Here is a 729-nt window from a genome sequence, read left to right as displayed (position 1 = left end):
AATCAACAAGATTTTGCGCTTGTTGAGCAATTCTTAGATGCAATGTGGATGGAGCGCGGTCTGTCAGAGAATACGCTGGCTTCGTACCGAAATGACTTAATGAAGCTTCTCACTTGGATGGAGCATCATCGTTACCGCCTCGATTTCATCAGTTTGTCTGGACTTCAAGAATACCAAACGTATCTGGTGGATTTGGATTACAAGCAGACGTCACGTGCTCGTATGCTGTCAGCCATTCGCCGTTTGTTTCAGTATCTTCACCGTGAAAAAGTGCGTGCCGATGACCCTAGTGCCTTGTTGGTCAGCCCGAAATTGCCACAACGCTTACCGAAAGACATCAGCGAAGAGCAAGTGGACGCACTTTTGGACGCGCCAGATCCTAATGATCCGGTAGAACTGCGCGATAAAGCCATGCTTGAGTTGTTGTACGCGACTGGGTTGCGTGTGACAGAACTCGTCAGCCTGACGATGGAAAACATCAGTTTACGTCAGGGCGTCGTGCGTGTGACGGGTAAAGGTGGCAAGAAACGTTTGGTGCCGATGGGGGAGAATGCGATCGATTGGATTGAAACATTCATCCAGCAAGGTCGCCCTGCATTATTGGGAGAAACGTCTTCCGATGTGGTATTCCCAAGTAAACGAGCACGCCAAATGACTCGTCAGACGTTTTGGCATCGTATCAAATACTATGCTGTCATTGCTGGCATCGATACCGACCAGCTTTCGCCG

At 49.2% G+C, this 729-nt stretch carries 1 protein-coding gene; it reads left to right on the top strand.

Annotated elements, in window-relative coordinates; all coding sequences use genetic code 11:
- On the top strand, positions 1-729 hold a 729-nt coding region (locus tag R7044_RS25330), incomplete at both ends, for a site-specific tyrosine recombinase XerD (RefSeq protein WP_225456012.1).

It is taken from the genome of Vibrio sp. 1402 (assembly GCF_033340275.1).
The sequence above is the reverse complement of the archived record's forward strand: the minus strand, read 5'-3'. Positions and strand labels throughout refer to the sequence as shown.